24 protein-coding genes, 2 tRNA genes and 2 pseudogenes are annotated in these 26,994 nt (G+C 58.8%); 23 read left to right on the plus strand and 5 right to left on the minus strand.

Features of this window, described 5'->3' with window-relative positions:
* Positions 1-35 precede the first annotated feature (35 nt).
* The 13 genes and pseudogenes from pal (at position 36) to ACZ9H3_RS21170 (ending at position 12,598) form a co-directional block, all read left to right on the plus strand.
* Positions 36-533, plus strand: coding sequence for a peptidoglycan-associated lipoprotein Pal (gene pal / locus ACZ9H3_RS21110; RefSeq protein WP_042121796.1), 498 nt, complete (start codon positions 36-38; stop codon positions 531-533).
* A 6-nt stretch (positions 534-539) separates the two neighbouring features.
* Entirely contained in the window at positions 540-1,355 is an 816-nt protein-coding gene (ybgF, locus tag ACZ9H3_RS21115) for a tol-pal system protein YbgF (RefSeq protein ID WP_330522106.1), read from the plus strand.
* 158 nt (positions 1,356-1,513) lie between these two features.
* Positions 1,514-2,161 carry a 7-carboxy-7-deazaguanine synthase QueE gene (queE, locus tag ACZ9H3_RS21120; protein ID WP_476222370.1) on the plus strand — a complete coding sequence of 216 codons (648 nt, stop codon included), beginning with the start codon at positions 1,514-1,516 and terminating at the stop codon, positions 2,159-2,161.
* 15 nt (positions 2,162-2,176) lie between these two features.
* Positions 2,177-2,851, plus strand: a complete 675-nt coding sequence (gene queC, locus ACZ9H3_RS21125; protein WP_065759639.1) for a 7-cyano-7-deazaguanine synthase QueC — start codon at positions 2,177-2,179, stop codon at positions 2,849-2,851.
* Between the two features lie 60 nt (positions 2,852-2,911).
* Positions 2,912-2,987, plus strand: a tRNA-Lys gene (locus ACZ9H3_RS21130).
* 805 nt (positions 2,988-3,792) lie between these two features.
* A complete protein-coding gene (arnB, locus tag ACZ9H3_RS21135; protein WP_476222372.1) occupies positions 3,793-4,941 on the plus strand; it encodes a UDP-4-amino-4-deoxy-L-arabinose aminotransferase in 1,149 nt (382 codons plus the stop codon).
* Positions 4,938-5,957 carry an undecaprenyl-phosphate 4-deoxy-4-formamido-L-arabinose transferase gene (arnC, locus tag ACZ9H3_RS21140; protein WP_476222374.1) on the plus strand — a complete coding sequence of 340 codons (1,020 nt, stop codon included), beginning with the start codon at positions 4,938-4,940 and terminating at the stop codon, positions 5,955-5,957. Before arnB ends, arnC begins: the two co-directional genes overlap by 4 nt.
* Positions 5,954-7,945 carry a bifunctional UDP-4-amino-4-deoxy-L-arabinose formyltransferase/UDP-glucuronic acid oxidase ArnA gene (gene arnA / locus ACZ9H3_RS21145; RefSeq protein ID WP_476222376.1) on the plus strand — a complete coding sequence of 664 codons (1,992 nt, stop codon included), beginning with the start codon at positions 5,954-5,956 and terminating at the stop codon, positions 7,943-7,945. Before arnC ends, arnA begins: the two co-directional genes overlap by 4 nt.
* Positions 7,945-8,829 (plus strand): 4-deoxy-4-formamido-L-arabinose-phosphoundecaprenol deformylase, encoded by an 885-nt coding sequence (gene arnD, locus ACZ9H3_RS21150; protein ID WP_476222378.1) that lies wholly within the window; start codon positions 7,945-7,947, stop codon positions 8,827-8,829. Before arnA ends, arnD begins: the two co-directional genes overlap by 1 nt.
* Positions 8,826-10,477 (plus strand): annotated as a pseudogene (gene arnT / locus ACZ9H3_RS21155) (lipid IV(A) 4-amino-4-deoxy-L-arabinosyltransferase). Before arnD ends, arnT begins: the two are co-directional and overlap by 4 nt.
* Positions 10,474-10,818 (plus strand): 4-amino-4-deoxy-L-arabinose-phosphoundecaprenol flippase subunit ArnE, encoded by a 345-nt coding sequence (gene arnE / locus ACZ9H3_RS21160; RefSeq protein WP_476222379.1) that lies wholly within the window; start codon positions 10,474-10,476, stop codon positions 10,816-10,818. Before arnT ends, arnE begins: the two are co-directional and overlap by 4 nt.
* Positions 10,815-11,222 carry a 4-amino-4-deoxy-L-arabinose-phosphoundecaprenol flippase subunit ArnF gene (gene arnF / locus ACZ9H3_RS21165; RefSeq protein ID WP_330522113.1) on the plus strand — a complete coding sequence of 136 codons (408 nt, stop codon included), beginning with the start codon at positions 10,815-10,817 and terminating at the stop codon, positions 11,220-11,222. Before arnE ends, arnF begins: the two co-directional genes overlap by 4 nt.
* Positions 11,219-12,598, plus strand: coding sequence for a UDP-glucose dehydrogenase family protein (locus ACZ9H3_RS21170; protein WP_476222380.1), 1,380 nt, complete (start codon positions 11,219-11,221; stop codon positions 12,596-12,598). Before arnF ends, ACZ9H3_RS21170 begins: the two co-directional genes overlap by 4 nt.
* Before the next feature lie 96 nt (positions 12,599-12,694).
* Here ACZ9H3_RS21170 and ACZ9H3_RS21175 read toward each other — a convergent pair.
* Positions 12,695-13,228: pseudogene (locus ACZ9H3_RS21175) on the minus strand (ABC transporter ATP-binding protein); the annotation flags it as partial.
* A gap of 397 nt (positions 13,229-13,625) precedes the next feature.
* Here ACZ9H3_RS21175 and ACZ9H3_RS21180 point away from each other — a divergent pair.
* The 3 genes from ACZ9H3_RS21180 (at position 13,626) to nadA (ending at position 17,438) form a co-directional block, all read left to right on the plus strand.
* Entirely contained in the window at positions 13,626-14,480 is an 855-nt protein-coding gene (locus ACZ9H3_RS21180) for a hypothetical protein (RefSeq protein WP_476222381.1), read from the plus strand.
* A 152-nt stretch (positions 14,481-14,632) separates the two neighbouring features.
* Positions 14,633-16,132, plus strand: a complete 1,500-nt coding sequence (locus ACZ9H3_RS21185; RefSeq protein ID WP_065759623.1) for a YdgA family protein — start codon at positions 14,633-14,635, stop codon at positions 16,130-16,132.
* 247 nt (positions 16,133-16,379) lie between these two features.
* Positions 16,380-17,438 (plus strand): quinolinate synthase NadA, encoded by a 1,059-nt coding sequence (gene nadA / locus ACZ9H3_RS21190; protein WP_065759622.1) that lies wholly within the window; start codon positions 16,380-16,382, stop codon positions 17,436-17,438.
* A 64-nt stretch (positions 17,439-17,502) separates the two neighbouring features.
* Here the strand turns inward: nadA and ACZ9H3_RS21195 are convergent, their stop codons facing one another.
* Complete coding sequence (locus ACZ9H3_RS21195; RefSeq protein ID WP_330522122.1) at positions 17,503-18,936, minus strand: M48 family metalloprotease; 1,434 nt, start codon at positions 18,934-18,936, stop codon at positions 17,503-17,505.
* Between the two features lie 125 nt (positions 18,937-19,061).
* Here ACZ9H3_RS21195 and ACZ9H3_RS21200 point away from each other — a divergent pair, with 125 nt between their 5' ends.
* A complete protein-coding gene (locus tag ACZ9H3_RS21200; protein ID WP_065759620.1) occupies positions 19,062-19,301 on the plus strand; it encodes a sulfurtransferase TusA family protein in 240 nt (79 codons plus the stop codon).
* Positions 19,302-19,328: 27 nt separating this feature from the next.
* On the plus strand, positions 19,329-20,399 hold the full coding sequence (locus tag ACZ9H3_RS21205) for an AI-2E family transporter (RefSeq protein WP_065759619.1): 1,071 nt from the start codon (positions 19,329-19,331) through the stop codon (positions 20,397-20,399).
* Between the two features lie 67 nt (positions 20,400-20,466).
* Here the strand turns inward: ACZ9H3_RS21205 and ACZ9H3_RS21210 are convergent, their stop codons facing one another.
* Together ACZ9H3_RS21210 and ACZ9H3_RS21215 are read right to left on the minus strand one after the other, a co-directional pair.
* Positions 20,467-20,940 carry a peroxiredoxin gene (locus tag ACZ9H3_RS21210; protein WP_476222384.1) on the minus strand — a complete coding sequence of 158 codons (474 nt, stop codon included), beginning with the start codon at positions 20,938-20,940 and terminating at the stop codon, positions 20,467-20,469.
* Between the two features lie 10 nt (positions 20,941-20,950).
* A complete protein-coding gene (locus tag ACZ9H3_RS21215) occupies positions 20,951-21,511 on the minus strand; it encodes a glycine cleavage system transcriptional repressor (RefSeq protein WP_065759617.1) in 561 nt (186 codons plus the stop codon).
* 261 nt (positions 21,512-21,772) lie between these two features.
* Between ACZ9H3_RS21215 and dapA the strand changes: the two genes are divergently transcribed.
* The 5 genes from dapA (at position 21,773) to ACZ9H3_RS21240 (ending at position 25,466) form a co-directional block, all read left to right on the plus strand.
* Complete coding sequence (dapA, locus tag ACZ9H3_RS21220; RefSeq protein WP_065759616.1) at positions 21,773-22,651, plus strand: 4-hydroxy-tetrahydrodipicolinate synthase; 879 nt, start codon at positions 21,773-21,775, stop codon at positions 22,649-22,651.
* Positions 22,652-22,668: 17 nt separating this feature from the next.
* A complete protein-coding gene (bamC, locus tag ACZ9H3_RS21225; RefSeq protein WP_330522123.1) occupies positions 22,669-23,784 on the plus strand; it encodes an outer membrane protein assembly factor BamC in 1,116 nt (371 codons plus the stop codon).
* Positions 23,785-24,552 (plus strand): MBL fold metallo-hydrolase, encoded by a 768-nt coding sequence (locus ACZ9H3_RS21230; RefSeq protein WP_476222387.1) that lies wholly within the window; start codon positions 23,785-23,787, stop codon positions 24,550-24,552.
* A 20-nt stretch (positions 24,553-24,572) separates the two neighbouring features.
* The gene (gene purC / locus ACZ9H3_RS21235; RefSeq protein ID WP_009399599.1) at positions 24,573-25,283 is read left to right on the plus strand and encodes a phosphoribosylaminoimidazolesuccinocarboxamide synthase; all 711 of its coding nucleotides are present in this window, start codon (positions 24,573-24,575) and stop codon (positions 25,281-25,283) included.
* 93 nt (positions 25,284-25,376) lie between these two features.
* Positions 25,377-25,466, plus strand: a tRNA-Ser gene (locus tag ACZ9H3_RS21240).
* Positions 25,467-25,571: 105 nt separating this feature from the next.
* On the opposite strand, the gene ACZ9H3_RS21245 is transcribed toward ACZ9H3_RS21240, so the two are convergent.
* Positions 25,572-26,798 carry a DUF3422 domain-containing protein gene (locus ACZ9H3_RS21245; protein ID WP_476222390.1) on the minus strand — a complete coding sequence of 409 codons (1,227 nt, stop codon included), beginning with the start codon at positions 26,796-26,798 and terminating at the stop codon, positions 25,572-25,574.
* Positions 26,799-26,994 lie beyond the last annotated feature (196 nt).

Genomic DNA, 26,994 nt, shown 5'->3' on the forward strand with positions numbered 1-26,994 from the left:
TACTTAACACATTGGGGTTCATTAGGAGTTTCACGATGGAAATGTTGAAGTTTGGTAAGTTTGCTGCGCTGGCTCTGGCCATGGCCGTAGCTGTAGGTTGCTCCTCGAAAGGCGGCGACAACGCTGGCGAAGGCGCTGTCGATCCAAACGCTGGCTACGGTGCCAACACTGGTGCTGTTGACGGCAGCCTGAGCGAAGAAGCTGCTCTGCGCGCAATCACCACCTTCTACTTCGAATACGACAGCTCGGACCTGAAGCCAGAAGCCATGCGCGCTCTGGACGTTCATGCCAAAGACCTGAAAGGCAACGGCGCTCGCGTCGTTCTGGAAGGCAACACCGACGAGCGTGGTACTCGCGAATACAACATGGCTCTGGGCGAGCGTCGTGCGAAAGCCGTTCAGCGCTACCTGGTACTGCAAGGCGTTTCCCCAGCCCAACTGGAACTGGTTTCCTACGGCGAAGAGCGTCCAGTTGCTACCGGCAACGACGAGCAGTCCTGGGCTCAAAACCGTCGCGTCGAACTGCGTAAGTAATTCGATATGCGTACGTGCCGTCGTGCTGTAACCGTCCTGGCTCTCTCCCTGCCTTTGCTGGCCTGGGGTGAGGTTCCTGTTGTTGATGACAACGCTGGCTATAACGGCGCAAGCAGTTATCCGCCCGCGGGTTATGGTACGAACGGCGCCTATGCCGGGGGAGGGGTTTCGGCCCCTGCCTCGGCACAGGGTCAGCTCTTCATGCAACTGCAGCAGATGCAGGAGCAGATAGAGCGTCAGCAGAACAGTATCGAGATTCTGCAAAATGAAGTAGCGCGTTTGAAACAGGAAGGCCTGGAGCGTTACCAGGACCTGGATCGACGTATTGGAAGCGGTGCTGCACCTGCCGCGACTCCTGAGAATTCTGCTGCCGGTGGCGCCAGCGCCGCCGTCGACAATAGCGCAGCGCCGGCTTCTCAGCCTGCTGCCAGCTCCGAGCCGGGTGATCCGGCGAAGGAGAAGCTGTACTACGACGCTGCCTTCGACCTGATCAAGGCCAAGGACTTCGACAAGGCCAGCCAGGCATTCAATGCCTTCCTGCGCAAATACCCGAATAGTCAGTATGCCGGCAATGCCCAGTACTGGTTGGGTGAAGTCAACCTTGCCAAGGGCGACCTGCAAGGTGCAGGTCAGGCCTTTGCAAAGGTCAGCCAGCTGTATCCGAAGCACAACAAGGTGCCGGATTCACTGTATAAACTGGCCGACGTAGAGCGTCGACTGGGGCATACCGATCGCGTCAAGGGCATTCTGCAGCAAGTGGTCAATCAATACCCTGGTACCTCGGCCGCACAACTGGCCCAGCGTGACCTGCAGAAGCTCTAAGTCAACGGCTTAAAAGAAAACCCGCGCTTGTCGCGGGTTTTTTCGTTAGAATTTGCGCCCTTTATTTGAATACGCTGCTGCGAACTACGCGATGACGGGTTCGTAGCGGTGCCTGACGGAGGCGGACAGCCTGTTTAGCTGTTACGCCCGTGGCGACTATGCAAGACACACTACGTATTACCGAAGTTTTTTACTCGTTGCAGGGTGAAACGCGTACCGCTGGCCTGCCCACGGTGTTTGTTCGTCTCACCGGCTGCCCTTTGCGCTGCCAGTACTGTGACAGTGCCTATGCCTTCAGTGGCGGCATGTTGCGTACCCTGGACTCCATTCTCGAGCAGGTTGCCGGCTTTCGTCCGCGCTATGTCTGCGTTACTGGCGGTGAGCCGTTAGCGCAACCGAATGCCATCCCGTTGCTACAAAAACTCTGCGATGCCGGCTACGAGGTCTCCCTGGAGACCAGTGGTGCACTGGACATTTCAGCCGTCGACCCGCGGGTTAGCCGCGTCCTTGACCTGAAAACCCCTGGCTCCATGGAAGTGGCGCGCAACCGCTACGAGAACATCGAACTGCTGACGGCCAACGATCAGGTCAAGTTCGTGATCTGTTCGCGCGAAGACTACGATTGGGCCGTTTCCAAGCTCATTCAGTACGGTCTTGATCAACGGGCGGGTGAAGTGCTGTTTTCGCCAAGCCATCATCAGGTGCGGGCGACTGATCTGGCCGACTGGATCGTGGCTGACAATCTGCCGGTACGTCTCCAGTTGCAGCTGCACAAACTGCTCTGGAATGACGAGCCCGGACGCTGACAGGGGAGTAATGCAATGACTGAGAAACGTGCGGTAATTCTATTGTCCGGCGGCCTGGATTCTGCCACGGTGGTCGCGATGGCCAAGGCAGAAGGCTACAGCTGCTACACCATGAGTTTCGACTACGGTCAGCGCCATCGCGCCGAGCTTGATGCGGCGGCACGGGTTGCCCGTGATCTGGGAGTGGTCGAGCACAAGGTGATCGGCCTGAACCTCAACGGTATTGGGGGCTCGGCCCTGACCGACAGCAGCATCGACGTACCTGAGGCGCCGAGTGAAGGTATCCCGGTGACCTATGTGCCGGCGCGCAATACCGTATTCTTGTCGCTTGCACTGGGCTGGGCCGAGGTGCTGGAGGCGCGGGATATCTTCATTGGCGTCAACGCGGTGGATTACTCCGGCTATCCGGATTGCCGGCCCGAGTTTATTGAGGCGTTCGAGCGCATGGCCAACCTGGCGACCAAGGCCGGTGTTGAAGGTCAGGGCTTTAGAATTCAAGCGCCGCTGCAGAACTTGAGCAAGGCGCAGATCGTCCAGGCCGGTATTGCCCGGGGTGTCGACTACAGCCTTACCGTTTCTTGCTATCAAGCCGATGAGCAGGGGCGTGCCTGTGGAAAATGTGACAGCTGCCGCCTGCGCGCCGAAGGCTTCAAGGCTGCCGGTGTAGCAGACCCAACGCATTATTTTTGATTTTTTTTACATGAGGTGTTGATTTCTCGTTAGAAATCAGTATTATACGCCTCATCCAACGGGTCGTTAGCTCAGTTGGTAGAGCAGTTGGCTTTTAACCAATTGGTCGTAGGTTCGAATCCTACACGACCCACCACATACAGTCTGATATGTTAAATCCAATTATTGGTTTAACTGGTCAGGCACGAAAAGCCCGCTTCCTTAAAAGGAGCGGGCTTTTTCGTTTCCGGATCTCAGTAGCCTTTTGCATATGCAGGAGCGATCTGCCTGCCAGAGCGCCACGGTTTCTCGTCGCGTATTTACCTTCCCCCTCCGATGTTGATGTTATCGCTGGCGCCCAGCTCGCCTTGAGGCGTTCATCTGGCAACGTTCTTCTGCACATGACGGGCGTTGAGAGGCACCGGGAGTGCACGGTGGCCTGAGCAAGTTCACCCAGGAAAAATCCCTTTCAGTTTTGCCTAGGTCGTCCGATGTAACTCACCAGGCCTATGAGATTTTTTAAGATTTGTTTAATCAAAGTGGCTCTGCAGATCAGTCTTCAATTGAAGTTTGATTGAATGCGGCGCGAGTAAACAAGGCCGTGTGCGTGAAGGGCTTTCAGCGTACATGCAGGATCTATTTGAGCGTTCCTGTGCCGCAGTTCCAACATGAATACTTGCTTTGAGCTGGAACCCTGACGTTTCCAACACTGGCTTTTCATCTCTCTTTCATATTTTCGTGCTTACGCTTCACTCGGCTTGCATTGAGTCGCTGAACTATTCCCACCCGTCGGTCCCGTCTACTAACATCAATGAATGAGTTTTTCTATTGCCGCTGGCTAAGCGGTTGATAGGGTTTTCATTTCTTGAACTACGCTGTCATGGATGATGCATCGCTGGTGCAGTTGTCGTGTTGATTCGAGGGGGGTGACGGCTGCTGTTGTTTACTGACCCGAGGTACACATGAATCAGGCTTTTCTCCCGTTCTCGCGTCCCAGCATTGGCGACGAAGAGGTTGCTGCTGTAGAGCAAGTACTGCGCTCTGGCTGGATTACTACCGGACCGAAAAACCAGGAGTTGGAGCAGCAGTTCGCCGCCTATGTGGGTTGCAAGCATGCCGTAGCGCTGTCTTCGGCTACCGGCGGTATGCACATCGCGCTACTGGCACTGGGTATTGGCCCAGGAGATGAAGTGATCACACCCTCCCAGACGTGGGTTTCCACCGCCAACATGATCTGCCTGCTAGGGGCCACGCCGGTATTCGTTGATGTCGACCGCGACACCCTGATGACCGACGCTGTGGCGATTGAAGCCGCCATCACCCCGCGCACCAAAGCAATCATCCCGGTACATTATGCCGGCGCCGCGTTTGACCTTGATCCGCTGTATGCCCTGGCCGACAAGCACGGCATTGCCGTTATCGAAGACGCCGCCCACTCCGCTGGCACCCGTTATCGTGGGCGAGCCATCGGAGCCCAGGGCACGGCGATCTTCTCGTTCCACGCGATCAAGAACATGACCTGTGCTGAAGGTGCGATGTTCGTCACCGACGACCAGAAACTGGCGGACCGGGTACGCATGCTCAAGTTCCATGGCTTGGGTGTCGACGCCTACGACCGCCTGACTGGTGGCCGCAAGCCTCAGGCCCAAGTGATCGAGCCTGGTTTCAAGTACAACCTGGCCGACATCAATGCCGCCATTGCCCTGGTGCAACTGCAGCGCCTGGACGCAATCAATGCCAAACGCACTGAATTGGCCCAGGCCTACCTGCAACGCCTGGAAGGCCTGCCGGTGCAGCCGCTGAGCATGCCGACCTACCCGCAACAGCACGCCTGGCACCTGTTTATCCTGCGTATCGATCCCGAGCGCTGCGGCATGGACCGCGAGGCATTCATGAAAGCCTTGCAGGAGCAGAACATCGGCACGGGCATTCATTTTATTGCCACGCACCTGCATACCTATTACCGCCAACGCTTCCCGGGCGTCCACTTGCCAAATACCGAGTGGAACTCGGCGCGCCTGTGTTCGATACCGCTGTTCCCTGACATGACCCCCGATGACGTCGAGCGCGTTGTCGGTGCCATTGAAACTAGCCTGGCCCTAGTCCATTGAAGCCCTATCCAATTAATTGCGTGTCGGTCGTCATACCGGTCTACAACGAAGAAGAAAGCCTGCCTGAACTACTGCGTCGTACCGAAGCGGCCTGCAAGCAGCTCAAGCAGGCGTATGAAATCGTCTTGGTGGACGACGGGAGTCGTGACAGTTCGGCCGAGCAACTTGAAGACGCGGCGCAGCGCGAGGGCAGCCAAATCGTTGCGGTCATCCTTAACCGCAACTATGGCCAGCACGCGGCGATCATGGCCGGCTTCGAGCAATGCAGGGGCGACCTGGTGATTACGCTCGATGCCGATCTGCAGAACCCGCCGGAAGAAATTCCGCGGCTGGTAGAACAGGCTGAACTGGGCTACGACGTGGTCGCCACCGTGCGCAACAATCGCCAGGACTCCGCCCTGCGTCGCTACCCGTCGAAGCTGATCAACCTGGCCGTGAAGCGTTCCACCGGCGTGGCGATGAGCGACTACGGCTGCATGTTGCGGGCGTATCGCCGCACGGTGGTCGACGCGATGCTGGCTTGCCGCGAGCGCAGTACCTTCATCCCGATTCTGGCCAATAGCTTCGCACGCCATACCACCGAGATCCTGGTACAGCACGCCGAGCGCGAGCACGGTGACTCGAAATACAGCCCGATGCGCCTGATCAACCTGATGTTTGACTTGATCACCTGCATGACCACTACCCCGTTGCGCCTGCTGAGCATCATCGGCTTTGGCATGGCGGTACTGGGCATGCTGTTCGCCGTGCTGCTGATCATCCTGCGTCTGGCCTTTGGTGCGCAGTGGGCCGGCGGCGGGACCTTTGTGTTGTTTGCGGTGCTGTTCGTGTTCACCGGTGGCCAGTTCATCGGTATGGGCCTGCTAGGCGAGTACCTGGGGCGTATGTACGGCGATGTCAGGGCCCGTCCACGGTTTTTCATCGAAAAAGTCTTACGTAACCAAACCGCATCGCCTGCTCCTGTCGCAACTGTCGATGGACTGACTCCCACTCCTACTGACCAGGTTTCGTCATGAGTTCAAATGCCGTTGTCTTCGCTTATCACGATATTGGCTGTGCAGGCATCGAAGCACTGCTTGATGCGGGTATTGAGATTGCTGCCGTGTTTACTCACGCCGACGATCCGAAGGAAAACATCTTCTACGGCTCGGTCGCTCAACTCTGCGCCCGTAAAGGCATTGCGGTGCATGCACCGGAAGACGTCAATCACCCGCTGTGGATCGAGCGTATCGCCAAGCTCAACCCCGACCATCTGTTCTCGTTCTACTACCGCAACCTGCTGGCTGAACCGCTGCTGGCCGTGGCCCGTAAAGGTGCGTTCAACCTGCACGGTTCGCTGCTGCCGACTTACCGGGGGCGTGCTCCGGCCAACTGGGTGCTGGTCAACGGTGAGAAAGAAACCGGTGTGACCCTGCACCGCATGGTCAAGCGTGCCGATGCCGGTGCCATCGTCGCCCAGCAACGCGTGGCCATCGAGCGTTCCGATACTGCGCTTACCCTGCACGGCAAGCTGCGCGAGGCCGCTTCCAGTCTGCTGCGCGACACACTACCGCAACTTATCCAGGGCAAGATCAACGAGACCGCCCAGGACGAGTCCAAGGCCACCGTCTTTGGTCGTCGCACTGCCGCCGATGGCAAGCTGCTTTGGGACAAACCGGCGGAAACGCTGTTCAACCTGGTTCGCGCCGTGACCCAGCCCTACCCAGGTGCCTTCTGTGCAGTGGGGGAGCACAAGCTGATCGTCTGGAGCGCAGAGGTAGTCAAGGGCAATGAGGGGCAGGCCCCTGGTCGCGTGATCAGTATCGATCCGTTGCGCATTGCCTGTGGCGAAGACTCGCTGGTGATCACCTCGGGCCAGCGCAACGATAACGGTCTGTTTCTCAGCGGCGCGCAACTGGCTGCCGAACTGGGCCTGGTCGACGGCTCGGTACTGCGTGGTGCCGAATCGGGCCGCGCACCACGTCGTACCCGTGTGCTGATCCTGGGGGTCAACGGCTTCATTGGCAATCACCTGTCCGAACGCCTGCTGCGCGACGGCAAGTATGACGTCTATGGCCTGGACATCGGCTCCGACGCCATTGAGCGTCTGCGCAGCCACCCGAACTTCCACTACGTCGAGGGCGATATCAGCATCCACTCCGAGTGGATCGAGTACCACGTCAAGAAATGCGATGTGGTCTTGCCGCTGGTGGCCATTGCCACGCCAATCGAATACACCCGTAACCCGCTTCGTGTGTTCGAGTTGGACTTTGAAGAGAACCTGAAACTGGTTCGCTACTGCGTCAAGTACAACAAGCGTGTGATCTTCCCGTCGACCTCCGAAGTCTATGGTATGTGCCAGGATCGGAACTTCGACGAAGACACCTCCAACCTGGTCGTCGGCCCGATCAACAAGCAACGCTGGATCTACTCGATTTCCAAGCAACTGCTGGACCGCGTGATCTGGGCCTACGGCGCCAAGGGCCTGAATTTCACCCTGTTCCGTCCGTTCAACTGGATCGGGCCGCGGCTGGACCGCCTGGGCTCGGCACGTATCGGCAGTTCGCGAGCCATTACCCAACTGATTCTCAACCTGGTGGAAGGCACGCCGATCCGGCTGTTTGATGGGGGTGAACAGAAGCGCTGCTTCACCGACATCGCCGACGGTGTCGAAGCCTTGGCACGCATCGTCGACAACGAAAACGACGTCTGCAACGGCCAGATCATCAACATCGGCAACCCGGACAACGAAGCCAGCATCCGTCAGTTGGGCGAAGAACTGCTGCGTCAGTTCGAAGCTCATCCGTTGCGCGCCAACTTCCCTCCGTTCGCCGGTTTCCGCGATGTAGAGAGCAAGGCCTTCTATGGTGCCGGCTACCAGGACGTGGTGCACCGCAAGCCAAGCATCCAGAACGCCAAGCGCCTGCTGAACTGGGAACCAACCGTTGAAATGAGCGAGACGATCGGCAACACGCTGGACTTCTTCCTGCGCGAAGCCATGCTCGAAATTGCGGATAAGCGCTGATGCAGGCAGCTCTTCGAATCGATGTAGACACGTATCGAGGCACGCGTGAGGGGGTGCCTCGGCTGTTGGAAATACTCGATGAGGAGCAGGTCAAGGCAACGTTTTTTTTCAGCGTTGGCCCGGACAATATGGGGCGCCATGTGTGGCGCCTGATCCGCCCTCAATTTCTCTGGAAAATGCTCCGTTCCAACGCTCCAGGCTTGTACGGGTGGGACATTTTGCTGGCCGGTACCGCTTGGCCGGGCAAGCCTATTGGCCGTGACCTGGGGCACTTGATGCGTCAGGCCGCAGCGGCTGGCCACGAAGTCGGCTTGCACGCGTGGGATCACTATGGCTGGCAGGCCAATGTCGGACGCTGGAGCGATGCCCAATTGACCGAGCAGATTCGCCGCGGCGTAGAAACCCTCAGCGATATTCTCGGCCAGCCCGTCAACTGTTCGGCGTCTGCTGGATGGCGGGCGGACGAGCGCGTCATTGAGGTCAAGGAGCGCTTCGGCTTTCGTTACAACAGCGACTGCCGTGGGCAAAGCCTGTTTCGGCCACGGCTGACAGATGGTAAACCCGGCACGCCGCAAATTCCGGTCGACTTGCCAACCTACGATGAGGTGGTAGGGCCGGTCGTCTCTGCCGAGGCTTTCAACGCCTTCATTCTTGGTCGGTTCAGCCCCTCGGCGCTGAACGTCTACACCATCCATGCTGAAGTCGAAGGTATTCTGATGGCCGACCATTTCCGTCAACTGCTGATTGCTGCACGCTCGCATGAGATCCGGTTCCAGCCCCTGGGTAACCTGCTGCCCGTCGACCCGAGCAGCCTGCCTCAGGGCCGTGTGCTGCGCGGAACCCTTGAGGGGCGTGAAGGCTGGCTGGGGGTGCAAGGGGCATGAGCAAACGTTGGGCCCTGCCCCTATTGTTGATTGCATTCGTCTTGGCCTACCTGGTGCCGCTGGGCACCCATGGCCTATGGATCCCGGATGAAACCCGTTACGCCCAGATCAGTCAGGAAATGCTCCTGAGCGGTAACTGGGTGTCGCCGCATTTCTTGGGGCTGCGCTATTTCGAGAAGCCGATTGCCGGCTACTGGATGATCGCCATCGGCCAGGCGGTGTTCGGTGATAACTTGTTCGGTGTGCGCATTGCCTCAGCCCTCACCACAGGCCTGAGCGTTGTCCTGACTTACATCATTGCCCGCCGCTTGTGGAACGACCCGCGCAAGAGCGTTGCCAGTGCTCTGCTCTACATGAGCTTTGTGGTGGTGGCGGGGCAAGGTGGCTATGCCAACCTCGATCCGCAATTCACCTTCTGGGTCAACCTGAGCCTGGTGGCCCTGTGGTTTGCCCTCGACACGGCATCCCGTGGTTCACGCTTGATTGGCTGGGCCGTGCTAGGGCTGGCCTGCGGCATGGGCTTCATGACGAAGGGGTTTCTTGCCTGGTTGCTGCCGGTGCTGATCGCGCTGCCCTACATGATCTGGCAGAAGCGCTGGCGCGAGCTGTTGGTCTACGGGCCGATAGCCATCGCTGTAGCGATTGTTGTCAGTTTGCCGTGGGCGCTGGCAGTGCATGGTCAAGAGCCGGACTATTGGCGGTTCTTCTTCTGGAATGAGCACATTCGTCGTTTCTCTGCCGATGACGCCCAGCACGCCTCGCCGTGGTGGTTCTATCTACCGTTGCTGGTGGCCTTCAGCTTGCCATGGGGGGCGTTCCTGCCAGCCTCGCTCCAGCAAGCCTGGAGCACCCGGCGTCAGGCAGGCACCGGTTTCCTGTTGCTATGGTTGGTCCTGCCGTTGGCTTTCTTCAGCCTGAGCAAGGGCAAGCTGCCGACCTATATCTTGCCGTGCCTGTTGCCACTGGCACTGTTGATGGCCAACACGCTGGTGGACCGTCTGAAACAGGGGCAAAGCCGCCTGTTCAAGGTCAATGGCGTGCTGAATCTGGCCATCGGCCTGCTGACGTTGTTGGCGATTGTCTACCTGCAACTGAAAAAGCCGGTGTACGTCGATGAGATGAACAACCTGGTCCTCTGGTGTTCATTGTGATTCTGGCCTGGGTCCTGGCCAACCTGATGCAAATCGTCCGACCTTTGAGCACCTGGGCTGCGCCGGCCATTGGCAGCCTTTTGCTGGTGGCTATCTTGCCGGCCGCGTTACCGCACTCAGTGGTCTACAGTAAGACGCCAGACCAGTTCGTCCTGGAACACCTCGAAGAGTTGAGCCAGACCAAGCATCTGTTGAGCAACGACCTGGGGGCGGCTTCGGCCCTGGCTTGGCGTCTACAACGCCCGGACGTTGCGTTGTACAACACCATCGGCGAAGTGAAGTATGGCCTGCAGTACCCGGATGCTGCCACACGTCGGGTCGACGTCGACCAAGTACAACAGTGGATGAGCGAGGCTCGCAAGATCGGCCCGGTGGGTGTGGTGATGCGGGTCAAGGGTGAGGATGAAGTGCGTGAAGCCGAATTGCTGCCTAAAGAGGGCAAGCGTTACGAGCGCGGCAGCATCATCATTTTGATAATCCCGCAGAGTGCGCCATGACCTGGGCCTTGCTGTTGGGGGCATGCCTGCTGACCTGCGTGGGCCAGATCGCCCAGAAATATGCCGTGGAAAGCTGGCGCGGCGTCGAGTCGGGCCTGGGCGAGAAACTGCTCTCGCCCTGGTTATGGCTGGCGCTGGCCTGCCTGGGTGCTGGCTTGCTGGTGTGGCTGCTGGTGTTGCAGCGTCTGGAAGTCGGTATCGCCTATCCGATGCTCAGTCTCAACTTTGTACTGATTACCTTGGCCGCCCGTTTCGTGTTTCACGAGACTATCGATCGTCGTCATGGGATCGGTATGGTACTGGTGATTGCCGGCGTCGTGTTGCTGGGGCAGCACGCATGAGTCAGGGGCGTGGAGTCGCTTTTGCCATGGGCAGCGTGTTGCTGGTCAGTGGCGCCCAGTTGGGCATGCGTTGGGGCATGAGTCACCTGCCGCAACCGGATCAATGGTTGATGGCGTTGGGCAACGACACGGTGGATGGGCTGGCACTGGGCGTGGTCATGTTGTCGATCTTCGCCTACGCGCTGTCGATGCTGTGCTGGCTGGCGGCCCTGCGGGACTTGCCTTTGGCCCGAGCCTATTCGCTGTTGAGCATCAGCTACGCGCTGGTGTACCTGCTGGCAGCCAGCTTGCCGTTGTTCAACGAACAGTTCAGTTTGTTCAAAACCCTGGGTGTGGCATTCGTCGTGCTGGGGGTCATTACCATTAACTCGTCACGTGTAACTCGTCCTCGAGACTCCGTATGAAAATCAGCGTAATTGGTAGTGGTTATGTAGGCCTGGTTCAAGCAACTGTCCTGGCTGAAGTGGGTCACGATGTTGTGTGCATGGACGTCGATAAGCACAAGATCAAGATGCTGCAAAAGGGCCATGTCACGATCTTCGAGCCCGGTCTTGAGAGCATGGTGCGGGACAACCTGGACAGCGGTCGCCTGCAGTTCACCAGTGATCAGAAAATGGCTATCCAGCATGGTCAGGTGCTGTTCATTGCTGTCGGGACGCCGTCGGATGAAGACGGTTCGGCTGACCTCAAGTACGTATTGTCGGTGGGCGATGTAGTGGCCCGCTACCGGGTCGAGCCATTGATCCTGGTGGAGAAGTCCACCGTGCCGGTTGGCACCGGCGACACCTTGCGCGCCCACATCGAAGAGGCCTTGGGCAAGGCCGGACGCAGCCTTGAGTTCGACATTGTTTCCAACCCCGAATTCCTCAAGGAGGGCTCGGCCGTCAGCGACTGCCGTCGTCCAGACCGCATTGTGATCGGTTGCGACCGTGAAGAAGTGCGCGAGGTCATGCGTGAACTTTATGCACCATTCAACCGCAACCACGACCGCACCATTTTCATGGACCTGCGCAGCGCCGAACTGACCAAGTACGCCGCCAACTGCATGCTGGCCACCAAGATCAGTTTCATCAACCAGATCGCCGAGCTGGCCGAACATCTGGGCGCCGACATTGAAGCCGTACGTATGGGCATTGGTGCCGATCCGCGCATTGGTTACCACTTCATCTACCCAGGCTGTGGCTATGGCGGTTCGTGCTTCCCCAAGGACATGCGCGCGCTGATCCACAGTGCTCAGTTGGCCAACTGCTCCAGTGACCTGTTGCAAGCGGTCGAGGCCATCAACCAGCGGCAGAAGCACAAGCTGTTCGAGCGTATCAATGCGTTCTACAAGGGCGACCTGCGCGGCAAGACCTTTGCCCTGTGGGGGCTGGCCTTCAAACCTAACACCGATGACATGCGCTATGCACCAAGCCGGGTGCTGATGGAAGCCCTGTGGGCGGCCGGTGCACAGGTGCGGGCCTTCGACCCTGAAGCCATGCAGGAAACCCAGCGCCTTTATCCGGACCAGCCTAACCTGTCGCTGATGGGGACCCCGGAGTCAGCCCTGGCCGGTGCCGACGCCCTGATCGTGTGCACCGAATGGCAACAGTTCAAGGCTCCTGACTTCAATGCCATCAAATCGCGTCTGAAGGCACCGGTGATTTTTGACGGTCGCAACCTCTACGACATTGAGCGCATGGCACGTGCAGGCTTCACCTACTTCCCGATGGGCCGTGGTGAGTCGCACAATCTGCCGGTTCCTCAGCAGCAGGTTCCGGCTCCAACCACCGTCGCCTAGGAGGCGCGTAGGTGCTCTGCTGATCGTAAGGGGAGAGGAATCTACCGTGACTGAGCAGCAGGCCCAATACACCTTCCAGTTCGTGGGAGGTGCCGATAGGTCGGGGCGGCCGACCAGGGCCCGAGCAATGGCAATGCGCTGGCGTTGTCCGCCGGACAGCTCTGCCGGGCGATGATGGGCGCGATTGGCCAGGTCGACACGCGTGACCTCCTGTAAGGCGAGGCGCTGTGCCTCTGCGTGCCCGTACCCTCGATAGCGCAGGGGCAGTGCCACGTTTTCCAGTGCGCTAAGGCGAGGGAGCAGGTTGAAGCTCTGGAATACGAACCCGATGCGCTGGTTGCGTGTTTGGGCACGTATGTGCGCCTTGGCGCGGGTCATGTCGTGCCCGTCGAGTAACAGGCGACCGGATGTGGGCTGGTCAAGCAGGCCAATGATATTGAGCAGCGTGCTTTTCCCTGAACCGGAAGCGCCGACGATTGCGCAGCTTTGTCCTCGCATGATGGACAGCGACACGTTGTGAAGTGTTGGCCGAAGCCCGGCCGCTGTTGAGTAGGTGTGGCCGATACTTTCCAGCTGTAGAAGCTTTTCGCCTGGCGAGGCGGTTGTGTGGTTGTTTCCGTTGTTCGGCACGGCCTGCTCCAAAGTATTTATCTAGTTTTCTATGGTTTTTGTGAGTCAGGCAATAAACAAGGTGTTGATGAGTGGTGGGTAGAGTTATTCAGAAGGCTGGCGCAGGTTTAATTGTCGATGCGTGCTGTCTTGGTTTTGCTAGGTGTTGGCTGTTTATTTTATGCCTGGTTGTTTGTATGAATATTCTGATGTTCGAGAATTTGCTTTGGTTATGAAAGGGTGTTGTTCGTGAAAAGGGTTGACGTTATTTATCGTGCCGACTAAGAATTGCAGCCGGTTACACTGCTAACAGCAGTTGTGGCAACGTTATTTACGGTTGTGAGCGGCGTGATGAAGTGAGGTTGGAGTGTGGTTGGCTTGTTTCAAGTGCGTATTGCAAGTGTGATAAGCCGAAGGCATGTCTGTGTCGCTGGAATGCTTCGCGTTAAATAAATACGCAGGGAGGGCCGCCATGGTTGGCGTTACAGGCTATACATCTTTTTCCGGTACCAGTGCGCTGACCCGGGCCAGCCCAAGCTTGCCCGTTAGTACCGACGACACAGCGTGCTCCGCTGCAGTAATCCCGGCAGCGAGTGATGCAAGTACGGTGTCTACGCTGGCTCGGCAGCTCAGCGAGGCGGCTGCTCGCGCCGAGGCGCGCGATGCTGGGCTTGATTACAAGGCGTTGGGTGAGGCGGCAAAAGTGCTGTTGAATCAAATATCGGGTGATAGCTATACACTCAACAAGGCTCGGCACGATGCGGAGCTGCCGAACAGTGATGACCCAGAACTGCTGGAGCGGGCCAGGCAGGCAACCGATTTCGTCAACAGTCGTTACCCAGGCTCCAACATCGTCGGCAAGAATCCTTTCGCGGGCATGTCACGAGATCAACTGGCTCTGATTGCCTATGACGATAGCGGTGCTTTCACGGTCAATGAGCGGCGCGCAGCCTTTTACGAGGCGCATGAGCAGGAGGAAGCTTGGCGCCGGATGGTGCTGGCAAAGTCGGATGTTGAATACAACAGCACCGGCAAGCTCACGGGCTTTTTCATGGAAGTGCTTGAGCATTATGAGGGGCTACCTGCCATCGAGCAGGCGCAGTACCCCGATACCTATGTGAGCCAATTACAGGGATGGATTGACAGCGGTTTCAACTACATTACTCATCAGGCCGAGGGCAATGGCATGAGCCTGAGTGGGTTGCTCGAGAAGTGGCTTGTGGAAAGCCCGGATGGCCGCAAGGGCGTGTTGAACAGTACCGACCCCGCATAGTGTGAAGCGCCTCATGATCCTGGTGAAGTACTGGGGGAAAGGGCGGGCAAAGTGATATTCTTCGCGCCTTCGGTCAACCCGTGTCGTCGCGGCATGCCGGTTTGGCTGAACAGTCATACTTCCCCCATTATGGATATCGTTCGGGTCAGTTCATGAAGAAATCAGTAGGCGTACTTTCCGGTCTTGCGGTACTCGCGGCCTTGACGAGTGCAGGTACCTGGTACACCGGCAAGCAGTTGCCTGACGCCTTGAAGGCCTCTATTGCGCAAAGTAACGAGCAGGCCCAGAAGGCATTGCTTGGCACGGGCGCCAGTGCCAGCGTCGAGTTGGTTTCGCTGGAGCAGCACTTCTACACCAGTACCGCCCATTACCGTGTGAAGGTTGCAAACCTGGATGCCGGTGACGAGTCGGTGAGCCTCGAGTTGAACTTCGTTGATCGCATCGAGCACGGCCCGCTGCCATGGTCGCGCTTGAAGGCGTTCAAGCTGATGCCGGTCATGGCAACCAGCAACTATGCGCTGGAGAAGACTGAAGGTACCGCCAAGTGGTTTGCCGCGGCCAAGGAAGTTGCGCCGCTGCAGGGTCAGGTCAGCCTGGGTTATGACCGTTCGGTACAGGGCAGCATGAAACTGTTGCCGCTGGACGTTACCGGTGACGACGGCTCGGTGGTGAAATTCTCCGGCTTCAACCTGGATGTCGACAGCAGTGCCGATGCCGAGAAGGTCAAGGTCAATGGCACCATGGGCAGCCTCGCCATGTCGCTGGTGTCGCCTGACACTGCGCCGGTCAAGATCGACCTCAATGGCATGAATATTACTGGCGACCTGACCAAGACCACCTATGGCTTCTATGTGGGGCAGGTTGACTTCGGGTTGGCCAGCAGCCAGTTCGTGTTCGGTGATCAGCAGTCGACGTTGCTGCTCAAGGCGCTTGAGCAGCGCAACGATTACCGCGCTGAGGGCGACAAAATGTCGGGCCGCCTGACCTACAAGGTCGGCGACATCAGCTACGAGGGCAAGTCGGTCGGCAGTGCGCAGATGGTCATGAGCGTGAAGAGCCTGGATATTCCGGCGCTCCAGTCGTTGATGAGCTGGTATGAAAGCCATCTGCCCGAGATTCAGCAGGCCGCCGCCGAGGGGCGGTCCATGCCGCAGTTGGCGATGAGCCCTGAAGAAGAGGCGAAGGTACGCGAGGATATCCTGAAGATGCTCGCGGCCAAGCCGCAGGTCGCGCTGGAAGACTTGTCGTTCAAGACCGCCAACGGTGAAAGCCGTTTCAGCCTGGCGGTTGAGCTGAACAAGCCGACCTCGTTGGAGTTGCCGCCTGATCAGTTGGGTCGCCAATTGATCTCCCAGCTCAAGAGCAACCTGACGCTGTCCAAGCCGATGATCGTTGATCTGGCGGTTCTGCAGGCTGCCTTCCAGGGTGAAACCGACACCCAGGCGATTGCCCAGCAGGCGTCCATGACCAGTGAAATGGTCGGGCAGATGGCGCTGCAGACGCAGTTGGCCAAGCTGCAGGGCAGTGATGTCGTTGCCAACTTGAACTATGTCGATGGCCAGGTGGAGTTCAATGGGCAGAAAATGACCCTTGAAGAGTTCGCCGGGCTGGTCATGGCCAACCTCGGTGCCATGGGTCAAATCGGCGGTTGATGTGATGCAAGGGGCGGGCAGCCGAGGCTAAGGTTGCCTGTCCTTGGCCGCTTCAGGCCAAAAAAGCCTTTAGAATTCATCTGATTATCTGTAGCCTTCGGCCTCCTATGAAGCCGAGGCCGCAGAGGCTTTACGGTCCTGCCGCAATTGCCGTTCGGGCACTTGCCGACGGAACCTGTAGCCGATTTGCCGGGGCTCGGTGATACACTCGACTTACGCGTATCAGCGCCTGCAGGTCTTGCCGAACATGACGCATATCTCCGAACGCCTTCTGGTTCAAGCTCACTTGGATGCCAAGCAACCCAAGCCACTGACACCGGAAGAAGAAGCCCATTACCGTGCCGCCATCGCTGCTGAGCTCAAGGCGCAGGATGCGGTCCTGGTGGCGCACTATTACTGTGACCCGGTCATCCAGGCACTTGCCGAGGAGACGGGCGGCTGCGTGTCTGACTCGCTGGAAATGGCTCGCTTTGGTAACAAGCACCCGGCCAAGACGGTCGTCGTTGCCGGTGTTCGCTTCATGGGCGAAACCGCCAAGATCCTCAACCCTGAGAAGCGTGTGCTGATGCCAACGCTTGAAGCGACCTGCTCGCTCGACCTGGGTTGCCCGGTGGACGAGTTCTCGGCGTTCTGCGACAAGCACCCTGAGCGTACCGTAGTGGTTTATGCCAATACGTCGGCAGCGGTCAAGGCGCGGGCTGACTGGGTGGTAACCTCCAGTTGTGCACTGGAAATCGTTGAAAGCCTCATGGATAACGGCGAGACCATTATCTGGGGGCCGGACCAGCATCTGGGGCGTTATATCCAGAAACAGACCGGCGCCGACATGCTGCTCTGGGACGGCGCGTGCATTGTTCACGAAGAGTTCAAGTCGCGACAATTGGCGGACATGAAAGCGCTGTACCCCGATGCGGCGATTCTGGTTCACCCTGAATCCCCTGAGGCAGTGATCGAGCTGGCCGATGCGGTGGGTTCCACCAGCCAGTTGATTGCCGCTGCGCAAAGCATGCCGAACAAAACCTTTATCGTCGCCACCGATCGCGGCATTTTCTACAAGATGCAGCAGCTGTGCCCGGACAAGGTCTTTGTCGAAGCGCCTACCGCAGGTAACGGTGCCGCATGCCGCAGTTGCGCCCATTGCCCATGGATGGCCATGAACACGCTGGAGCGCACCCTGCAGTGCCTGCGTGAGGGCAGTAACGAGATTTTTGTGGACGCTGCGTTGATTCCGCAGGCCATTCGCCCGCTCAAACGCATGCTGGATTTCACCCATGCCGCGCGGATGAAGTTGTCCGGTAACGCCTGATACACGCCGAATCCTGCGACGGCAGGGCAGCCCCATATGCTGTGGGGCTGCTGCCGTGCGTGGGTTAGCGCATCATTTCCTTGACCATGCGTTGCTGCTCAAGCATTTCCCGTTGCCGTGCATCGAGGCGCGACGCCAACTGGAAGTTGTTGCCGGCACGGCGCTTGGCGTAATCAAGCTGCTGAATTGCCTGGTCGTAGTCGCCGACCAGGGCAAAGTACTCTGCGCGAGCCTGGTGCAGGCCTATCGTGTTGCCTGACAGGCCGCGTGCCTCGGCCACTTCATACCAGACATCCGGATCGTCTGGGCGGTTCTTCAGCAAACCGTCCAGCGCCTTTTCCGCTTCGGCTGGGCGATTCAGTTTCAGCAATACATCGGCCCGGGCCTGCTGCAGTGGGTAGCTGCCGGGGTAGAGGGTGAGCATCTTCGCCACCCGTTGTTCGGCGTCGGCCAGTCGATTATTGGTAATGTCCAGGTCGATTTGCGCCAGGTTGTAGGTGATGTCGTTCGGTGCCTTGGCCAGCAGTGGCTTGAGGTTTTCGCGGGCTTCGTTCAGTTGGCCGCCCTTGGTTTGGGCGATGGCCAGGCCATAGCGCGCGGCATCGAGTGTGGGGTTTTCCTCGAGCATGGCGCGGAAGCGTTTGGCCGCAAGGCCGGGGGTGCCCTCGTAGGTCAATTGCACCCGAGAACGCATCAATTGGTAGCGCAGGCTGTCTTCGGTGCCGCCGGCAGGTGCCTGTTCGGCACGGTTGCGGGTGTCGGCAATACGCGACTCGGTCACCGGGTGAGTCAGCAGGAATTCTGGCGGCTTGGCGTCGAAACGGTACTGGCGCATCAAACGCTCGAACATGCTGGGCATGTTCCGTGGGTCGTAGCCAGCCTTTTCCAGGTTGATGATGCCGATACGGTCGGCTTCCTGCTCGTTCTGCCGGGAGAAACGCCGTTGCTCCTGGATCGCGGCAGCCTGGGAGCCGGCGATGGCGGCAATACCGGCATCCCCGGCACCGGAAGCTGCAACCACGATCCCCGCCAGCAGGGCCGCCATCATCGGCAGTTGCATGCGTTGCTGGGCTTCAACCCCACGGGCAAAGTGGCGCTGCGACAAGTGCGCCAGTTCGTGGGCGAGTACCGAGGCATATTCGCCTTCATTCTGGGCGTTGAGGAACAGCCCTCCGTTGACCCCGACAATGCCGCCGGGCGCAGCAAAGGCGTTCAGCTCTTTGCTGTCGATCAGGATGAACTCCAGGCGTCGGTCCTGCAGTTGGCTGGTTTCGGCAAGCCGGTAGACGCTGGTCTCGACATAATCCTTGAGCTGGGGGTCGGACAGTTGGCCGACATTGCCCCGCAACAGGCTGAGCCAGGCGCGGCCCAGTTGGTGCTCCTGTTGCGGCGAGACAATGGCCGAACTGGCGTCGCCGAGTGACGGAAGGTCGTCGGCATGGCTCGGTAGCGCCAACAGGCAGGCCAGCGTCAGCAAGGTAGGGCGCAAAAAATTCATGCACGAAGCTCTGGTCGACAAAGACCTTACTGTAGCCCGCTCGCACGTCTGCGACCAGAGGCGGTATTCTACCGGGCTTGCTTTGTATCAATGCCCTTGACCGGGCGCCTGCCAGGAGAGAACCGATGACCGATAGCCTGCCCTGTGACGCCGAGCTCGATGCCAGTGGCCTGAATTGCCCGCTGCCTCTGCTCAAGGCCAAGCTGGAGCTGAATCGGCTTGCCAGTGGCGCGGTGCTCAAGGTGATCGCCACCGACGCGGGTTCGCAACGTGATTTTCGCACTTTTGCTCAATTGGCAGGTCACACGCTGCTACTCGAAAAGGCCGAGGCCGGGGTTTTCAGCTACTGGCTGAAGAAAGCCTGAGTCTTCCCCCGTATTTAAGGATTGTTGATGTTCAAAGTGCTTCGCGACTGGATGCAGCGCTATTTCTCCGATGAGGAGGCAGTGGTGCTGGCGGTGCTGCTGTTCCTGGCGTTTGCCGCGATATTGACCCTTGGCGGGATGCTCGCGCCCGTGTTGGCAGGCATGGTCCTGGCGTTTCTCATGCAAGGCCTGGTCAATGCCCTGGAGCGTTTCAAGGTTCCCAGCAAGATTGCCGTGGCACTGGTGTTCACACTGTTCATGGGGGCGCTGGCGGTGTTCCTGTTGGTGCTGGTGCCGCTGCTGTGGCATCAGTTGATCACCTTGTTCAACGAACTGCCTGGCATGCTTGGCAAATGGCAGTCGCTGTTGTTGCTGCTGCCGGAGCGTTATCCGCACCTGGTCTCGGACGAACAGGTCTTGCAGGCCATTGAAGTGATGCGTGGCGAGATCGGCAAGTTCGGCCAGTGGGCGCTGACCTTCTCGTTGTCCAGCCTGCCACTGTTGGTCAACGTCATGATCTACCTGGTGCTGGTACCGATCCTGGTGTTCTTTTTCCTCAAGGACCGTGAACTCATCGCGCGCTGGGTCAGTGGATACCTTCCGCGTGAGCGGGCCTTGATGACCCGTGTGGCCGAGGACATGAACCGGCAGATCGCCAACTACATTCGCGGTAAAGGTATCGAGATCCTGATTTGCGGGGTCGCGACCTACATCGCCTTTGTCGCCCTTGGGCTGAACTACGCGGCGCTGCTGGCACTGCTGGTCGGTCTGTCGGTGGTAGTGCCCTATGTCGGGGCGGTGGTGGTGACCGTGCCGGTGACATTGATCGCCTTGTTCCAGTGGGGCTGGGGAGACCAGTTCATTTACCTGATGGCGGTGTACGCGATCATTCAGGCGCTGGACGGCAACGTGTTGGTGCCGTTGTTGTTCTCCGAAGCCGTCAGCCTGCACCCGGTCGCAATCATCTGCGCCGTGCTGTTGTTCGGCGGGCTGTGGGGGTTCTGGGGGATCTTCTTTGCGATTCCGTTGGCGACCCTGTTCAAGGCGGTGCTGGATGCCTGGCCTCGCCGGGAGCCGCCTGTGGCGCCATTGCTGTAACGCCAGGCGGGGTTGATCACCGGCAAGGCCAGCTCCAGCAGGAGCCGGCCTTGCCGACGATAGCGCTTCAGGCCTTGTTCAGCGCCTGCGCTTGGGCCAGCACGGCTTCAACGTGGCCCGGTACTTTCACGCCACGCCACTCCTGGCGCAGTACACCATCCTTGTCGATCAGGAAGGTGCTGCGGTCTACGCCCAGGTATTCCTTGCCATAGAGCTTCTTCAGCTTGATCACGTCGAACAACTGGCACAACGCCTCGTCCTTGTCGCTGATCAGCTCAAACGGGAACGCCTGCTTACACTTGAAGTTCTCGTGCGATTTGAGGCTGTCGCGGGAAACGCCGAACACCTCGGTGTCGGCCGCCTGGAAGGCCGCGTAGTGATCCCGAAAACCCTGGCCTTCGGTGGTGCAGCCCGGGGTGCTGTCCTTGGGGTAGAAGTACAGCACGACCTGACGGCCTTTCATGGCTTCCAGGTTGATCTGCTTGCCGCTGGTGGCCTCGGCCTGGAAAGCGGGTACCGATTGATCGAGTTCAACAGCCATGGTGCATTCCTTACATGGGGTTTTGTGGGCGCCAGGGTTCGATCAGCGCATCCAGGTTGAGTGCGTCGGCGAAGTCCAGGAACTGGTCGCGCAGCCAGCTGATCTGTGTGCCCGCAGGCAGCGTCACGGTGAACGTGGCGTTGAGCATGGTGCCGCCGGTTTGCGGTGCCTGATAGGTATCGCAGGTCAGGTTCTCCAGCTCTACCCGGTGGTCGAGGAAGAACTGGCACAGCTCATTGATGATATCGGGCCGATAGGCGGCGCTGATGTAGGCGACGTACGGCAAGGATAGTGGGCGAACCTCCAGGCCTGCGCTGCGCACGACATTGACCGTGAAACTGTGCTTCTTGGCCAGGCTTGGGAGTGCAGCCTCGAGCCGCGCCAGTGCGTCCCAGCTGCCCGATACCTGGAGCACCAGTGCGCTGCATTCCCCGTGGCGTGTCAGGCGCGAGGTTACGACAGAGCAACGGTTGTCGTTGCTGGTGCGGCACAGGATGTTGGTCAGCTCCATGGGATTGGGGCCCAGGGCGCTGATGACAAGGAATTGTTCGCGAACGGTGGGGGTGGACATGCAGCATTCCTAAAGCGATGAGCGGTCGGTACGTGACGTGGCAAGAGGCTGTGCTTTATACCGTTCCGCCGCTCAGAATCGAGGGTCAGGGCGCAGCCGAGGTGCATCATCAGCAAGCCAGGGGGCTGCTGCGTACCGATCAAAGAGGGAAGGGTAGCGAAAACTGCTGCCGAGGGGAATGCTCCGGCCACCTGCTTCGCTTGTGCAAGCCCGATGGCGCCAGTACCATTACCGCTCTCTTTTTCCGGCAGGAGCAGTTTCATGATTGCGGGCAGTATGGTGGCATTGGTCACACCCATGGATGCACAAGGGCGTCTTGACTGGGACAGCCTCAGCAAACTCGTGGACTTTCACCTGAAAAACGGTACTCATGCCATCGTTGCCGTCGGTACGACCGGCGAGTCTGCGACCCTTGATGTCGAAGAACACATCAAAGTCATCGAGGCTGTAGTCAAACAGGTCAACGGGCGTATCCCGGTGATCGCTGGCACCGGCGCCAACTCCACGCGTGAAGCGGTCGAGCTGACCCGCAACGCCAAGAACGCCGGGGCTGATGCCTGCCTGCTGGTGGTGCCGTACTACAACAAGCCTACCCAGGAAGGCTTGTACCAGCACTTCAAGCATATCGCTGAAGCCGTAGACATCCCGCAGATTCTCTACAACGTGCCCGGCCGTACTTCCTGCGACATGCAGGCAGAGACCGTCATTCGTCTGTCGACCGTACCGAACATCATCGGTATCAAGGAAGCCACAGGCGACCTGAAGCGCGCCAAGGCCATCCTGGATGGCGTCAGCAAGGACTTCATCGTCCTGTCCGGCGACGATCCAACCGCCGTTGAGCTGATCCTGATGGGCGGCAAGGGCAATATCTCGGTAACCGCCAACGTTGCGCCACGCGAAATGGCCGACCTGTGTGAAGCCGCCCTCAAGGGCGATGCCGAAACGGCCCGTGCCATCAACGAAAAACTGATGCCGCTGCACAGGGACCTGTTCATCGAAGCCAACCCGATCCCGGTGAAGTGGGCGTTGGTGGAAATGGGCCTGATGCACAAAGGCATTCGCCTGCCGCTGACCTGGCTGAGCGAACCTTGTCATGAAACGCTGCGGCAGGCCATGCGCCAGTCCGGCGTACTGGTTTAACTGAGGAAGTACACCGCATGAAGCGATTGGCTGGTCTTTCCGCCCTTGCCTTGATTATCTCCAGCACCAGCGGGTGCGGCTGGCTGTGGGGTGAAGACGGTTACTTCCGTGACCGTGGCAGCGACTATCTGGAGGCTACCCAGAAGCCGCCGATGCAACTGCCACCGGATGTCAGTAGTGCCAAGCGTCTCGACCCGCTGCTGCCGATCCCGCGTAACGTCGCGGACAGCAGTACCAAGGGCGAGTTCGACGTGCCGCGTCCGCTGCCGTTGTCGGCGGCGGGTGAAGCCAGCGACTTCAGCCTGCAGAAGAGTGGTAACTCGCGTTGGGTACTGGCCCAGCGTGCACCGGCTGAAGTCTGGCCAGTGGCTCGTCAGTTCTTTGAAGACAACGGTTTCCGTATTGCCGAAGAGCGTCCGCAAACCGGTGAGTTCACGACCACCTGGCAGCGTTCCGACGAGCTGTCGGCCGCCATGGCAAAACGCTTGGCAAGCACCGCCACCAGCGGTGACAGTGAAATGCGTGCGCGTGTACGCATCGAACCGGGTGTGCAGCGGGGCACCAGTGAAGTCTATGTGGTGACTGCTGAGCGTCCGGCCGGCAGCACCGCCGAGGTTGATTTCCCGGCGCGTTCCGTCAATACCGCCGCTGATGCCCTGCTGGTCGATGAAATGCTCGCCAGCATGACCCGTAGCGCCGAGAAGGGCGGTTCCGTCTCGCTGCTTGCTGCTCGTGATTTCGATGCCCCTAGCCGTGTCAGCCTGAGCGAAGACGGCAGCGGCAACCCGGTATTGAACCTGGGCGCCGACCTTGATCGTGCCTGGTCCAGTGTGGGCCGCGCCTTGGAACACGGTGAGTGGCGTGTCGAAGACATCAACCGCAGCCTGGGCCTTTACTACATCAACCTGGCCGAGAAAGCCGAGAAGCACGACCAGGAGCCTGGTTTCTTCGGCAAGCTGTTGGGCAGCGAGCCGAGCAAGGAAGAGCGTGAAGCTCGTGCCGAGCGTTATCAGGTTCGCCTGAGCAAGGTGGGTGACAGCGTCCAGGTTACGGTCGAGAAAAACATCAACACCGTCGCGCCAGCTGATGTCGCTCGTCGTGTGTTGAGTGTCATTCAGGACAACCTGGGTTAAGTGCGCTTCGCCGTACTAGGAAGCGGTAGCCAGGGCAATGGTACGCTGATCGCCAGTGACGACACCTGTGTGCTGGTCGATTGTGGCTTTTCCCTGCGGGAAACCGAGCGGCGCCTGGCGCTGCTCGGCGTAGCGCCAGATCAATTGAATGCCATCGTCGTTACCCATGAACATGCCGACCATGTTCATGGCGTTGGTTTGCTGGCGCGGCGCTACAATCTACCGGTCTACCTCAGCCGTGGGACGCTGCGTGGGATGCGCAAGCCCGTCGAGGTCGCAGGCTTCCTGGCCGGTGACGAGCGGTTGCAGGTGGGAAACTTGAGTATTACCGCTGTTGCTGTGGCGCACGATGCGCTGGAGCCACTGCAGTATGTGTTCAGTGACGGTCATCGGCGATTGGGTGTGCTGACCGACCTGGGTTCGTATGATGATCGGCTGTTGACTCACTATCAGGATCTGGACGCCTTGTTGATCGAGGCCAATCACTGCCGTGATCTGCTGGCGAGAGGGCATTACCCCTATTTCCTCAAGCAGCGGGTGGGTGGTGATCTAGGACATTTGAACAACCATCAGGCCGCGCGCCTGGTGGCCGAGTTGGGTTGGCACAAGCTGCAGCATCTGGTGCTGGCCCACCTCAGTAGCAAGAACAACCAGCCACAGCTGGCCCGGCAGTGTTTTGTCGACGCCTTGGGGTGTGACCCGGGCTGGCTACAGGTGGCCAATCAGGATTCAGGGCTCGACTGGCGCGAAATCGCCCGGCCCATCTAACTTAGCAAGCGGAGCCCATCATGGAAAAACGTGAAGAACTCTACCGCGGCAAAGCCAAGTCGGTTTACAAGACCGATGACGCTGACCGCTTGATCCTGCTGTTTCGCAACGACACTTCGGCGTTCGACGGCAAGCGTATCGAACAGCTCGACCGCAAAGGCATGGTGAACAACAAGTTCAATGCCTTCATCATGCAGAAACTCGAAGAAGCGGGTATCCCGACTCAGTTCGACAAACTGCTGGGTGACAACGAGTGCCTGGTCAAAAAACTCGACATGATTCCGGTCGAGTGCGTCGTGCGTAACTATGCTGCTGGCAGCCTGGTCAAGCGCCTGGGTGTTGAGGAAGGCATCAAGCTGGAGCCTTCGACCTTCGAACTGTTCCTGAAGAACGACGAAAAGGGTGATCCGTTCATCAACGAATCCCACGTTGTTGCGTTTGGTTGGGGCACTGCCGAGCAACTGGCGAAAATGAAAGCGCTGTCGCTGAAGGTCAATGAAGTACTGACCAAGCTGTTCGACGACGCTGGCCTGCTGCTGGTGGACTTCAAGCTGGAGTTCGGCGTATTCCACGGCGAAATCGTGCTGGGTGACGAGTTCAGTCCGGACGGCTGCCGCCTGTGGGACAAGGAAACCCGCAAGAAGATGGACAAGGACCGCTTCCGTCAGGGCCTCGGTGACGTCATCGAAGCGTACGAAGAAGTGGCCAAGCGCCTGGGCGTACCGCTGTAAGCTGGCGTTTTAACGCAAGCGCCTGATACCACGCGAATTTTTTTCGCAAGGCGCTTTGCCTTTTGGCAAACTGCTGGTATCATGCGCGCCACTGGAGAGATGCCGGAGTGGCCGAACGGGACGGATTCGAAATCCGTTGTACTGGCAACAGTACCTAGGGTTCAAATCCCTATCTCTCCGCCATACATGAAGTACATAAAACCCCTGAAAGCGTTAACGCTTTCAGGGGTTTTGTGCTTTTGGGTATCGGTTTTTCAGGCCGCTGCGGTGCAACGGCCTTCTGCGGTTTCAATGCTCGCTCTTCGCTCTTTTTATCCGGATCAGGATGAGCAGGAGAATGCTGATGGCCAGTGGGCTCATGGCCAGCATGGCTTCTTTCGGGGACATCTCCAGCCCCAGGGTGTGTGCGCCCGAGTAGAGCAGCTTGAGCAGACTCAGCAGGTAGTAGGTGATGGCGATGATCGACAGGCCTTCTACCGCGCGTTGGATCTTTATTTGAGTATCCGCGCGATTGCTCAGGCTCTTGAGGATTTCCGCGTTCTGCTCTTCCATTTCGACTTGTACGCGCGCCTGCAGCAGGTCGCCGAGGTTGGCGACGCTTTTGGCCAGTTGATCCAGGCGTTGTTCGGTGACGGCGCAGTATCTGACGGTGGGCTTGAATCGTCTTTCGATGAAGATACCGAGCCGCTGGCAGTCTCCGACATGGCTTTCCCGTAGTTCGCTCAAACGCTCAAATACCAGTTGGGCATAGGCTTGTGTGGCGCTGAAGCGGTGCCGGGTTTTCGCGGTACTGCTGACCACTTGTGCCGACAGGTTGGCGATGTCGGCCAGCAGCGCCTTGGCATCGCCAGTCTCGGCGCCGGCGTTGCGCTCTGAGAGGTTGACCAGCGTTCTGTCGAAGGTATTGAGTTGAGTGCTCAGGTTTTTCGCGGTGGTGAGTGAAAGCGAGGCCATCATGCGGTAGGTCTCGATTTCCAGCAGGCGTCGGATCATGCGCCCTTGACGGTACGCATTCAGGCGTTTGTTCACGAACAGAAAGCGATTGGTGCCATCTTCGCTCAAGCGGAAGTCGCTCCACACCACCGCATCGCCGCCACCTATGCAAGAGCCGCAGGGGTCTTTGAAACCGAAGCTGGAAAGGTCACCGTTAAAGGACGTATCGGCGCGTACCACAATTTGTACGGCGTTGATCATGTGCTGCAAGTAAGGCGCAACCCGGTCCATGAGGGCCTTTGGCGGCGGGCTCCAGCCAGGCTCGGGGTCGGACGAGGTGACCACCACTGTCAGGGTCAGAAACTCGGCGTGCCGCTCCCATTTCAATGCGTGACCTTCTAGCTGGGTGATGCCCTGAACAGTATCGGGATCGATGGGGTCGCGGCAGAAGCTGCTCAGGAGGGTGTCGCACGGCACCTCGTGGGTGAGGAATGCCAGGTGGTAGACGTTCGCGGGCTCGTCGAAATACAGGGACGGACGGGCGTGCAACTCATTGTGCAGGGTCTTTCTTTGCGGGTGCATGTCGTTCAAGCCATCTTGGAATTGTTCTTGGCGCTTTCGATGATGCCGATGACGAAGGTGGCCAGTGCTTGTGTCAGGTTCTGCTCACGCACCTGCACTTCGCGCCCTTGGCGTCATCGCTCGTTAGCAATGATCCGGCTGAGGATGGATGCGTAGCTGCTTTCAGCGCATCAATCTGCTGCTGTTCTTGGGACAG

It is taken from the genome of Pseudomonas sp. TE3910 (genome assembly GCF_056279025.1).

Bases quoted from the DNA above. Each gene is read 5' to 3' on its own strand.
- arnA (WP_476222376.1), top strand. From the start codon at position 5,954: ATGAGTTCAAATGCCGTTGTCTTCGCTTATCACGATATTGGCTGTGCA.
- arnF (WP_330522113.1), top strand. From the start codon at position 10,815: ATGAGTCAGGGGCGTGGAGTCGCTTTTGCCATGGGCAGCGTGTTGCTG.
- arnE (WP_476222379.1), top strand. From the start codon at position 10,474: ATGACCTGGGCCTTGCTGTTGGGGGCATGCCTGCTGACCTGCGTGGGC.
- ybgF (WP_330522106.1), top strand. From the start codon at position 540: ATGCGTACGTGCCGTCGTGCTGTAACCGTCCTGGCTCTCTCCCTGCCT.
- ACZ9H3_RS21200 (WP_065759620.1), top strand. From the start codon at position 19,062: ATGACCGATAGCCTGCCCTGTGACGCCGAGCTCGATGCCAGTGGCCTG.
- arnB (WP_476222372.1), top strand. From the start codon at position 3,793: ATGAATCAGGCTTTTCTCCCGTTCTCGCGTCCCAGCATTGGCGACGAA.
- purC (WP_009399599.1), top strand. From the start codon at position 24,573: ATGGAAAAACGTGAAGAACTCTACCGCGGCAAAGCCAAGTCGGTTTAC.
- dapA (WP_065759616.1), top strand. From the start codon at position 21,773: ATGATTGCGGGCAGTATGGTGGCATTGGTCACACCCATGGATGCACAA.
- bamC (WP_330522123.1), top strand. From the start codon at position 22,669: ATGAAGCGATTGGCTGGTCTTTCCGCCCTTGCCTTGATTATCTCCAGC.
- ACZ9H3_RS21245 (WP_476222390.1), bottom strand. From the start codon at position 26,798: ATGCACCCGCAAAGAAAGACCCTGCACAATGAGTTGCACGCCCGTCCG.
- ACZ9H3_RS21205 (WP_065759619.1), top strand. From the start codon at position 19,329: ATGTTCAAAGTGCTTCGCGACTGGATGCAGCGCTATTTCTCCGATGAG.
- ACZ9H3_RS21170 (WP_476222380.1), top strand. From the start codon at position 11,219: ATGAAAATCAGCGTAATTGGTAGTGGTTATGTAGGCCTGGTTCAAGCA.
- queC (WP_065759639.1), top strand. From the start codon at position 2,177: ATGACTGAGAAACGTGCGGTAATTCTATTGTCCGGCGGCCTGGATTCT.
- nadA (WP_065759622.1), top strand. From the start codon at position 16,380: ATGACGCATATCTCCGAACGCCTTCTGGTTCAAGCTCACTTGGATGCC.
- queE (WP_476222370.1), top strand. From the start codon at position 1,514: ATGCAAGACACACTACGTATTACCGAAGTTTTTTACTCGTTGCAGGGT.
- pal (WP_042121796.1), top strand. From the start codon at position 36: ATGGAAATGTTGAAGTTTGGTAAGTTTGCTGCGCTGGCTCTGGCCATG.
- ACZ9H3_RS21180 (WP_476222381.1), top strand. From the start codon at position 13,626: ATGTCTGTGTCGCTGGAATGCTTCGCGTTAAATAAATACGCAGGGAGG.
- ACZ9H3_RS21185 (WP_065759623.1), top strand. From the start codon at position 14,633: ATGAAGAAATCAGTAGGCGTACTTTCCGGTCTTGCGGTACTCGCGGCC.
- arnD (WP_476222378.1), top strand. From the start codon at position 7,945: ATGCAGGCAGCTCTTCGAATCGATGTAGACACGTATCGAGGCACGCGT.
- ACZ9H3_RS21215 (WP_065759617.1), bottom strand. From the start codon at position 21,511: ATGTCCACCCCCACCGTTCGCGAACAATTCCTTGTCATCAGCGCCCTG.
- ACZ9H3_RS21210 (WP_476222384.1), bottom strand. From the start codon at position 20,940: ATGGCTGTTGAACTCGATCAATCGGTACCCGCTTTCCAGGCCGAGGCC.
- ACZ9H3_RS21195 (WP_330522122.1), bottom strand. From the start codon at position 18,936: ATGAATTTTTTGCGCCCTACCTTGCTGACGCTGGCCTGCCTGTTGGCG.